Annotated in this window: 9 protein-coding genes, 1 tRNA gene and 1 pseudogene; 1 reads left to right on the top strand and 10 read right to left on the bottom strand. The window is 39.5% G+C overall.

From position 1 onward, the window contains the following. Nucleotides 1-202: pseudogene (locus AB4238_RS10680) on the top strand (integrase); the annotation flags it as partial. Between the two features lie 179 nt (nt 203-381). Here AB4238_RS10680 and AB4238_RS10675 read toward each other — a convergent pair. The 10 genes from AB4238_RS10675 to AB4238_RS10630 all read right to left on the bottom strand — a co-directional run bounded on the left by AB4238_RS10675 (nt 382) and on the right by AB4238_RS10630 (nt 9266). Further along, on the bottom strand, nt 382-1116 hold the full coding sequence (locus AB4238_RS10675) for a retron system putative HNH endonuclease (RefSeq protein ID WP_372033435.1): 735 nt from the start codon (nt 1114-1116) through the stop codon (nt 382-384). Continuing rightward, nucleotides 1113-2753, bottom strand: a complete 1641-nt coding sequence (ptuA, locus tag AB4238_RS10670) for a retron Ec78 anti-phage system effector ATPase PtuA (RefSeq protein ID WP_372033434.1) — start codon at nt 2751-2753, stop codon at nt 1113-1115. Before ptuA ends, AB4238_RS10675 begins: the two co-directional genes overlap by 4 nt. Next, a complete protein-coding gene (locus AB4238_RS10665) occupies nt 2737-3681 on the bottom strand; it encodes a retron St85 family RNA-directed DNA polymerase (RefSeq protein WP_372033433.1) in 945 nt (314 codons plus the stop codon). Before AB4238_RS10665 ends, ptuA begins: the two co-directional genes overlap by 17 nt. Before the next feature lie 371 nt (nt 3682-4052). Beyond that, nucleotides 4053-6008, bottom strand: a complete 1956-nt coding sequence (locus AB4238_RS10660) for a replication endonuclease (RefSeq protein ID WP_372033432.1) — start codon at nt 6006-6008, stop codon at nt 4053-4055. Then, entirely contained in the window at nt 6001-6291 is a 291-nt protein-coding gene (locus AB4238_RS10655) for a hypothetical protein (RefSeq protein WP_372033431.1), read from the bottom strand. The genes AB4238_RS10660 and AB4238_RS10655 overlap by 8 nt, the downstream gene beginning before the upstream one ends. Next, on the bottom strand, nt 6291-6554 hold the full coding sequence (locus AB4238_RS10650) for a hypothetical protein (RefSeq protein WP_372033430.1): 264 nt from the start codon (nt 6552-6554) through the stop codon (nt 6291-6293). The genes AB4238_RS10655 and AB4238_RS10650 overlap by 1 nt, the downstream gene beginning before the upstream one ends. Then, on the bottom strand, nt 6538-6723 hold the full coding sequence (locus AB4238_RS10645; RefSeq protein WP_372033429.1) for a helix-turn-helix domain-containing protein: 186 nt from the start codon (nt 6721-6723) through the stop codon (nt 6538-6540). The genes AB4238_RS10650 and AB4238_RS10645 overlap by 17 nt, the downstream gene beginning before the upstream one ends. Before the next feature lie 116 nt (nt 6724-6839). Then, the gene (locus AB4238_RS10640) at nt 6840-7715 is read right to left on the bottom strand and encodes a hypothetical protein (protein WP_372033428.1); all 876 of its coding nucleotides are present in this window, start codon (nt 7713-7715) and stop codon (nt 6840-6842) included. A gap of 222 nt (nt 7716-7937) precedes the next feature. Further along, nucleotides 7938-8013, bottom strand: a tRNA-Arg gene (locus AB4238_RS10635). A gap of 83 nt (nt 8014-8096) precedes the next feature. Beyond that, nucleotides 8097-9266, bottom strand: coding sequence for a flagellar assembly protein FlgT (locus AB4238_RS10630; RefSeq protein ID WP_372033427.1), 1170 nt, complete (start codon nt 9264-9266; stop codon nt 8097-8099). Between the last annotated feature and the right edge of the window lie 153 nt (nt 9267-9419).

The following is a 9419-nucleotide window of genomic DNA, read 5'->3' as shown; positions in this document are numbered from 1 at the left end:
GTTTACCGGACGCTTACGTATTACTGCTAGCACCTATGCCCATCTTGATATTGAACAGGTTAGGGCAGAGCTGGGCATCACCACGGCTCAGTTACTTGGGACTGATGTTCAAGAGTCGAAAGTGGATAGGTTGGTGAAGCAGATAGAACAGCTCTCTGATGTGGAGAGGAGAGAGCTGTTTAGGCAATTTCCAGCTTACTAGTTAGCATGAATTGTGATTTCCTGCTATATCAGCAGATGTTGACAGTGTTAGTTGAGTAGTTATGTCATTTTTGATGAACCAATAGATAGTCGCTTTTTGTTGAAGTAACAGTCAACTAGAAATAACGCTAATTATTGTATTTTTAAAGTAGCGAATAATAGGTTGTAAAATTGTTTTAACTATAAATTATAACTATCACATATACTTTCTCCTAACTTTCCAAATAGCTGTCGCTGGGCTGAATGAAATGGTCTTAAGCAATCATTGGTAGGTAATAATTCTGTTAATGCAAAATCATTGATTGCTGATTTATCCATGTCAAAAAGTATATTGTCTAATTGAGTCAGCCAACTTTTTCGTAAGTTAACAAGAATTGGTGCGTTAAGGTTTAGTATGTAAATGGTCAGCCTAGCTTTCGCTTTTTCTCGTCTTGTCGGTAAACTATAGCTTGGAACTATTCTGCCTGAAGTTTCATAATGAAAGTAACTACGACTATTGGTTGATAAAGGTGAGATGAAAGAGTTTTCACTGTATCGTCTAAGTTTAAAGTGCCCACCAAAAACATCCTCTTTAATTAGTTTTCGAGCTTTTATATCATCAATTGCTGACATGATAAGATTGGTATGGTCGAATGTGCGTTGTGGATTTTTGCTTTTAGGTTCTACATGTTCTAAGTGAGAGCCTAGAGTTCGGCTGATCTCAATGCTATTTTCATCTAAAATGGGGTAAATATTATCAATGCTAATTTCACTGTAACCACAAAGTCCGTATTGCTCTGTATAGCAGATTCTAGATGTTTGGCTTTTTTGTCTAAATCTGTTCCAACTTGAATTAGCTTTAGTAGCTGAATTTGGCGGTTTTCTATTTCGGTTTTCTAAGAATCGATTAGGAGCTGTTTTTGTAATTTTTCTCATCCTAGCTTTTCTCTTCTGCTTTTTACTATGCTTAGACGAATTAGTTCTTCATGGGATGAACCTAAGGCACTTTCTAACTCTTCCCTTAGTATGTTGGATTCTTCTGAATTAAAATCACCTTGCTCAATGATGTTTTTGTATTTTCTTAAGCTTTTCTTCTCAGGGAAATTTGTGTTTAAATCAGCGTGCATTATTGTTTGAAGGACTTCTGTAGGAGAGCGAGTATAGCTTTGAGCTAGAGGGCTTACTACTACATCATCTCCTTCAATGTTTTTTCCTAGCACTCTTATTTTTGTACTTTTTATTCCTGAAAGTACGATTGGGCTATGGGTAGTAAGAATTAATTGAATATTAGGAAATGTTTCTCTTAATTTTACGATGATATTTTTTTGCCAATCAGGATGCAAGTGCAACTCTATTTCATCAATCAATACAATTCCCTGCCCATGTAAGCTATTGGTTAGCGTAGGATTTAACTGAACCAACCTTCGAGCTATATCAGCTACAAGAGAAAAATAAACTTGCTGTCCCTTTGATGCTTGGAAAATATTAATGTCAACTCCCTCATTTATGATCCGAACTTCAACTCTTCCTGATGAGCGGTCAACAAAAATATCTGAAATGCTTGGTATTGCAGAGGTTATTGCAAATTTAACCTTTTCTATCGTAGCATTTTTTTGTGCAGACTTTGATGATAAAACTTTATTTTTTATTAATGAAACTTCTTTCTCTTTTTCAGATAACATTTTATAAAGAGGGTGTGATTCAGTATTCGCGACTACTTTTAATGCGGATAACTCTGCTTCTACTTTTTCTAGGTCTTTAATTTCACTAGATTTAGATTGATTATCTATAAATATAAACCATCTCAGAAAGTCTTCTATATTCCCAGTGCCATCAATGACGGACTTATCAATAACGTCAAACCTTGATTCAGAATAGTTATCAGAGACTTTTTCTAAGTCAAAGGTCATATTTGATTTGATATGTGAACGATCTACGGAGTAAAATGCAAATAACGGAATATTTATCTCTTCGTTAGAGTACTCTCGTGAGCGACTATTTACTATTCTATATAGGTTAGATAGATTTTTGTAATTTTCTAGGTTGCTACTTTTGGCTGTTTCCATTCCCTTTGCTGATCTAACTAAAGAGCCTTTGTATAGGGTTTTTTTCCCTAGGCTAAAAATAGCATTAACCTCGGCGTTCTCATGTTTTCCGATTGTAATATCATGCCAATCCAGTGTTTTCCCATTTCTTCCTTGTGTTATAATTCTTGCATTTATCCATGAGAACGTTTTGGAAATGCTATCTAGGATTGATGTTTTTCCTGAGCCATTATTCCCAATGAAAATTGTAATATCATTTTCAAGTTTTATATTTAACTCTTCAAATTTCCTAAAGAAATATAGATTTACTTCATCCAGAGTTATTTTGTTAGCAGGAAGCTCTTTATTGTTTTCTTTAAAAAATCCGAGTTCCTTTTTACAGGATTCAAAGTGTTGCTGTGATTTATGTAAATCTATATCAATATCACTTCCTTTTTCCATACTTTCAAATAGCTGAAAAGAGGCGGAAATATTTCCTTTTCTTGCGTTATTTTCTAATAACCGGATAGCCTTATTGCGTTGTTTCATTATGGCCTCTTGTAATTCTGTCTATAGTATCTTTAGAGTACTTTTTGCTCAAAGACTCGATAAACTTAGGTTCTATATGACCTGAAAAAGAAAGCAACCCTCTAAGGTGGTTCAAGTCTACTTCATCTAAATTATCTATTTTAAATTGGTGAACCAAGTGTTTTATATAACGCTTCCTTTCTCTCCCTATGGATAGATTTCCTTCAGGAGTAATAGTTATTCCTGTAACGTGCTTGTTATGTGCTTTTGAGGAGAAAATGGTTTTTTGGTTATTGATACTTATTTTGGTTCCATAATGTTTATTTAACGTTGCTGCAATAACTTTAGGTATGTCGAATAAAGAATTTTTTTCGTTTGTTGAAAAAGTTAAATCGTCGGCATATCGAGTAAAGCTTATATTATTGTTTTTGCATAGTTGAGTGATTTCTTTGTCGAAATAAAATAAGCAAAAATTAGAGATTGCAGGTGAGCTCGGGGCTCCAACACTAAGAACTAATTCTGTTTTGTTAAACTTTTCTTTCGCCCAGAAAAGTATGTTATTTACTATTTTTTTATCAAAAAAGTCTGGTTCTTCCCTGTGTTGTTGCTTCCAAGTGTTCCAAAAAACACTTGGTGTTATAGAGTTGAAGAAATTCTCAAAATCCATTTTTAGCAGATATTTATTGTTTTTATGAACTGAAGCATTTTCCTTAATGCTCGTACCTTTTTTGTATGCCATTGCATTGTTATGAACTGGCAGTTGAAAAAGTTCTACGAGGGCTGACTGTACTACTTTAAGCTCTTTTGCAGGATGTGCTATGGTTCTTCGTCCCTGAGTTCTTTTTGGGATCGTATAAATTTTGTATTTCATAGGAGCATCCACAGCAACTCTAAGAACGTCTTGTTCGCTAGCTTTTAATTTGCAGGATAGTTTCTTTAAGATGCTCATTATTTTCCTTTAGATAAAAAAGAGCCCTAAGAATTTTCTTAGGGCTCTAACTCTTTACTTGAAGGTTGCGGTGTATACGCATCCCACACGAGGAACGAGTTTGGGATGCGTATACAGCGCATGTAAACCCGTTCAATAAGTTAGAGTCTGGCTAATCACCCGACTGAGATCTAAATCTCACGCTAAAGAGTGATGTTATTTTACTAGAAATCTTTCTAGTACACAATCTTATGGACGTGGTTACGACTTATAGACATCAGTGCTTTTTAGCCAGTAGTTTAGCTTTCAAGAATATGTTCATTGTGATTTCTAGTCTCGGTATGCTTGGACTCGTTTCGTACAGTTATTGACAGAACTCCAAGTTAACAGCGTTAGGCAAAAGCTTGAGGAGCGGGAGACTGAGATAACGTCCACTGGTGAACTCGGGTAATGATCTCCACTCCTAGGCAGACAATGCCTTTGAGCTGTGTCATAAGCTCATCTCCATAACGGTTTGTCTTGTACTCTCTACATGCGCTTTCTAGCTTCGAATTATTACCGCTTTCTCTCTTTATACATGTGCTTTCAGGCTGGCTACTTGTCTTTATTGCGGGATTAATTTCGGCAATGCCTATAACTGACGTGGGTTTGCTGGTGTTATCTGTTTTCGTAACTTCTGGATTATGGCCGCAATTCCCCGAAACTGCTTTAGGAACCGATTCAAGAAATACGGCATTATTTTCGGCATTGGTTGCGGAAACGGCTAAGTCTGCGTGCTGGATACTTTCGGGAATACTATGTTGAGCAACCCTAGATTCGTTCTGGGGATTGCTGGAATTTTTATGATAGGTTTGCTGCTTGATTTGTTGAACGTTGCTGTTTACCGTGTGTACGTTCTTATCATTCTTTTTTTGAACATAAAGCGGCCTGATTAATTGCTCAGTGCGTTTACAGAAAACGCCGCCCATAAGGTCGGTATATTTGTTCCAGTTGGACTCATCTGCGGCTTGCCTGATCTCTTCGACCCACTGCATTGATTCATCTTTGCTTGGCGTTAATCGTCTAAGCTCTCGCCATTGAGTAACTCCAACGCCGCCAATTTGCTGAAACTGACGTATACCCCAGCAAGAAGCCCACACTTTGATGCGAACTGCTGAGGTTACGGCTTCTTTTCCGTAGGAGTCGTGATCTATGCCTTCACCGTCAATGTTCTTTGAAACGTACTTAACCACATAGCCCGTTGCCGAGCCTTTTTCGGCGTCGATATATTCAATTTTAAGACGGGATTTTTTAGCGCCGTGCTCGTCTCCGTCTTCCTCTAGGCAATATTGCTCAAAGGTGTCGACTAAGGTTTGTTGCTGCTCATTTGGGATGAACAGCAATAGATGCCAATGGGGCGTGCCGTCATGGTGTGGTTCGGCAATGCGGAAACCAAACGGGGTGATCTTGTCTCGCTTTAGTGATGCTCGAATACGCTGAAAAGTGCGATTGAGATAGTCTTGTGCATCAAGCGGTGTTGCGCCGTTCCAGTTGGGATTAGCATTGCCTGATTTTGAATAACTTCTGTGATACTTAGATGGCGTAGTCATAGTAAGAAAGAGGGCTGAATAGCCCTTATCTTTGGCGTAGTCTTCAAAACCACGTATACGAACCATAAGTTCGGCTTTACGTATGGCTGGATTCGAAACATTGAGCTTCGAGAGTTCAGCAAGGCTCATGCTGAACTCATCTTCATTGGTGGCAATAGTGCGCTCTAATAGATCCTGATTGCTTTGCCATTGCTTCTTAAAGGCCTCTACCGTCACGTTGCTAGCATAAATGCCTTTGTGCTTGTTCACTTGATTCAACAAGCGAGAAATTGTCTCTATCTGTCTGTTATGTAGTTTGCGTAGTTTTGGTTTCCACCAAGACTCATCATTTGCCCGTAAAAGCACGCCGCGCACTTTAGCGTGTTCAATCTCGGTTAAGGTATCACTTTCAAGATTGTTGAGTATCGTTGTTGTGAGCTTTGGCGGCGGAATTTGATAACACTGCATATAATGCACAATCGCGCGGTAAGTTCTTTTTAGACCTTGTGTGCGCTCGTTGGCTGAAATCTTAACGCAGCTATGAGCATGGCGCCTGGCATTGGCTTTATGATCCTTGTCTTCAACATTGACGCTATAAAAACGGCTATCTTTGCCAAGGATCTTCGCTATTGATTTTGTAAGCGATAACACCGACAAGTTTGCCTCTCGTCTTGTCGGCCATTTTTTGTATTGTTGGAGTATCGCTTTTTTGTGAGGGGAGGGAAGCCCATAAAGCCTCCCTTTTAACCACTCTTTGTCATGCTCATGTATTTCAGGCATCGACATGACCTCCATTATTGGCAAGCCATGTTTGTCCCTTTTGATTAAGTGTTACCCGTTGCCAATGTATCCCCATTACATAATGGGATTGTTCGGCAATAAAGCCCTGCATTTTTAATCTAAATAGCGAGCGTTTTTGAAAGTGCCCGTTACCGCTTTCGTTATAGCTTTCGTAGCCCGTCATTTTTCCAAGATCGGCACAGACCTCAATACAAACGTCGATACTGTGGCCTTGGGCTAACCAGTTTATTAACTCAACTTGTTCTTTAGTGAAGGCGGCCATTATTTGCCTCCTTCTCTTTTAGTCGAAGCTTGCGTTATATTAACGGGTTGAGTCTTGTTCACGGTACTAGCTTCGCTAACGAGTTCAGTACCCGTTAACGGGGGCATTGGTTCTAATGGCGCCTTGGTGCTTATTAGCGAAGGTCTATTAGCGATTTCAAGCATACGGTTAGTCGCATCTAATGAGCCACTCATAAAAGCAAGCTGCATGATGATGAGCATTGGTAAGACTTTATAAGTTAATAGCTTAAAGAGTGTGTTCATAAACCCTCCCTTCGATAAAGCTTTTAACATCGCTTTGGCGATACATCACACGGCGACCGACTTTGATAAAGTTAAGTGGGTAGCGGCCAGTACAGCGCCACACAGATAGGGTTCCTATCGTGACTCCTAAGAAGTCTGAAACCTGAGAGGGGGTAAGCAGTGTATTCATGTTAACTCCGATTCGTTTGTGTTCGTCGGAGTGAACAATATGATCAAATGGAAAAAGTATATGTACGGTTAAGTTGGTTAAAAGTACAGTCAGCCTCCTTGACTGTATTTTTTTGATTAACTTGTCTTTGAATATCGTTTTGTTGCCCTAAACCAATCTGTAACAGTTCTAAGGCCGTTTAGGTCACTGTTGAATGTGAAGTTATTAGAGGCCGCTATTATTTTGATTTGAGGGAATAGTTCACTTGCTGCGACTGAATAGTTCTTGTAATCGCCAGTTAAGAAAAGCGCAGTAGCTTGTTCTTTTGTTTTGCTTGCGGGTAACTGTCTTTTAACTCCACCTTTCTTTGCTGCACTTTTCTGGCTTTCTAAGTGTCCCTTGTGTTTTGTTATTTCAGTTTGCAGTGATTGGTAGTTTTCGTTCTTGTCGATGAACTGTTGCTGAGTGAACAACTTCAATAAATATCGTGCGTTCTTGGTCATTCCCGCTATTTGGCATGTCATGGCGGCGTGAAGTAACTCTTCAGCATCTTGCGACATTGTTCCTTCAAAGGTTGATAGCTCAGAGAATCCTGCTTTGCTGAAGGCTTCGAAGATGGAAGGAGCGTTGGCAAACTCATGGATCTCATTAATATCATCGCTGGGGGCTGTATTTGAAAATTTTTCAAACATCAGAGTAAACACATTCACAAACAGCGATTGTTCGCTTTCTAGAGTTTGTTGGCTGTTATCTACCTTGGCTAGTGTTTTGGCTACGGTATTTTCGGTTACATCATCTGGAAGGTTTTCGCTCAAAACTGATGGTGTAGAAGACAGTGAATGGAGAGTGTTATAGCTTTGAGTTAAAACTTGATTGTCGGCAGAGTTAGAATCTTTAGGATCAAGAACTGCGAGAAGTTGTTTTTTCTGATCAGCTGGCATATCACTAAACAGTTGTTCAAGAATATCGTTAGCTTCTTTATTGTGGTTATTACTTGAAGAGGTGTCATCCATCACGATCAACTTCCATATTCCTGTTTGACACAAAACTATTAGAAATGAAGTGGAAAGTCTACAACTGAGATTAACGCAGTAAAATGGAGGTTATTCTAAAAGATTATAAAAAACGGTAAAAAATAAGTTTCTAAAAAACCGTGTTTCTATGGCGGCACATAGGCGGCACAGAAATCGGTCAAATTTTTAAGTAGCTGATAAGTTTAGCTAAAAAGGCTTATCTGGTCTCCCCACAGGGACTCGAACCCCGATCGATCGCTTAGGAGGCGACTGCTCTATCCTGTTGAGCTATAGGGAGACGCCAGTGATTATACTTGTTTTACTCTAGATAGAAAGAGTGTATGAAAACTCTTTGACTTTATCTGCTTGGTTTTTAATCGGTTAGAGTTTTATCACTAGATCATTGAGCTGAATATTCAGTGATGCGCTCACACCTTTAAGCACTGCTGTTGCACTTTCTTCGGTCACTTGGTCGATGGTGATGGTCGCTTTACTCTTGCCGGCTACCGCGCGCATGTTTTCCAGTCTGTCGGGCATATTCTGTTGCAGTACCAATTGCATGGTGTCGCCGACACGAATGCCATTACGACGTCCAAGGTTGAGGATCACTCGGTCAGCTTGTCTGGCAATGACTTGTCCTAATAGCGGGCGGCAATTTAGGGTACTGTCGATATCTTGGCTAGCTTCGAGTAACACATCTTTTATCATTTCGCCGTATTCAGAACGCCAAAATTGGTCACTATTAGAGTTGACCGTTTGCTGTAATGAGAATTCCCACTCAGCCGTTTGGCTATACTGTTTACTCCAAACTTTCTCACCACTAATGGCATGGAATAGCGATAACCTAAACTGGAACACGCGCATTGGATCATTTTCCCATAAACCGAAGGTGCGGGTAGATTGCTCTGGTGAGATATCGATAATTTCTGGTAGCAATATATATTGGCTATCGGTTATCTCCCCTAACCAACTCGGCAATCTATAGCCGCGAACATCGACAAGAGCTTGATCGACATCTAAACGTTCGTTGGCGTGAAGGTGAGTAAAGCTGCTGCTGGAGTGGTTTTCAATAGTCTGTGCCAATTGCTCTGACAAGTTTTGTTCGAATAAGCCTAAGTTGCCATATCTCAATTGTGCTCGGTCTTTAATTAATGCTTGCGGTACCAAAATAGAGGCTTTTAGTTTACTGTTTTCACAGGCTTGTTCGAATGGCTCAATCATATCTATACGAACATTAACCGTAATGTAGCCGTCCTCTACTTGCTCACTCACCATCTCTACTTGCTGGCTGTGGGCATTATGGCTAAGGGTAAAGCTATCGTTGACCAATTGGCCATTTCTCACGGTTTGTTCACTCGAAAAACGTGCGCCAGATTTTAGGGTGGCATAACTGACTGCTTGTTCAATCGCATCTTGGCGTGCTTTAGCAAGATTGTTATCAACTATCTTGGCTTGACCGCTGGCTTGGACCCATTTTGCTTGCACCGGGGAGGTGATAAACAGTGTGCAGACTAATAGTGTGTAAATGATGCCAAATAAACCGAGTTTCATATAAATCTTCCAAGTCTTTGTGTTGTAGAGCAACGCATAAAAGGGGACTGTTTGTCATGAAAAGAGGGGCTATTAACGCCGACAAAATGACAGTCGTATTGATATGACTAGAATAAAGCAATAATCGTGCCCCTTATTATACCAATCAGTATA

Origin of the sequence: Shewanella sp. 10N.286.45.A1 (assembly GCF_041470405.1) — a bacterium.
GTDB lineage: Bacteria > Pseudomonadota > Gammaproteobacteria > Enterobacterales > Shewanellaceae > Shewanella.
The sequence above is the reverse complement of the archived record's forward strand: the minus strand, read 5'-3'. Positions and strand labels throughout refer to the sequence as shown.

Excerpts from the sequence above, each read along its gene's own strand:
- AB4238_RS10630 (WP_372033427.1), bottom strand. The coding sequence starts at position 9,266 with ATGAAACTCGGTTTATTTGGCATCATTTACACACTATTAGTCTGCACA.
- AB4238_RS10645 (WP_372033429.1), bottom strand. The coding sequence starts at position 6,723 with ATGAATACACTGCTTACCCCCTCTCAGGTTTCAGACTTCTTAGGAGTC.
- AB4238_RS10640 (WP_372033428.1), bottom strand. The coding sequence starts at position 7,715 with ATGGATGACACCTCTTCAAGTAATAACCACAATAAAGAAGCTAACGAT.
- AB4238_RS10650 (WP_372033430.1), bottom strand. The coding sequence starts at position 6,554 with ATGAACACACTCTTTAAGCTATTAACTTATAAAGTCTTACCAATGCTC.
- AB4238_RS10660 (WP_372033432.1), bottom strand. The coding sequence starts at position 6,008 with ATGCCTGAAATACATGAGCATGACAAAGAGTGGTTAAAAGGGAGGCTT.
- AB4238_RS10665 (WP_372033433.1), bottom strand. The coding sequence starts at position 3,681 with ATGAGCATCTTAAAGAAACTATCCTGCAAATTAAAAGCTAGCGAACAA.
- AB4238_RS10675 (WP_372033435.1), bottom strand. The coding sequence starts at position 1,116 with ATGAGAAAAATTACAAAAACAGCTCCTAATCGATTCTTAGAAAACCGA.
- AB4238_RS10655 (WP_372033431.1), bottom strand. The coding sequence starts at position 6,291 with ATGGCCGCCTTCACTAAAGAACAAGTTGAGTTAATAAACTGGTTAGCC.
- ptuA (WP_372033434.1), bottom strand. The coding sequence starts at position 2,753 with ATGAAACAACGCAATAAGGCTATCCGGTTATTAGAAAATAACGCAAGA.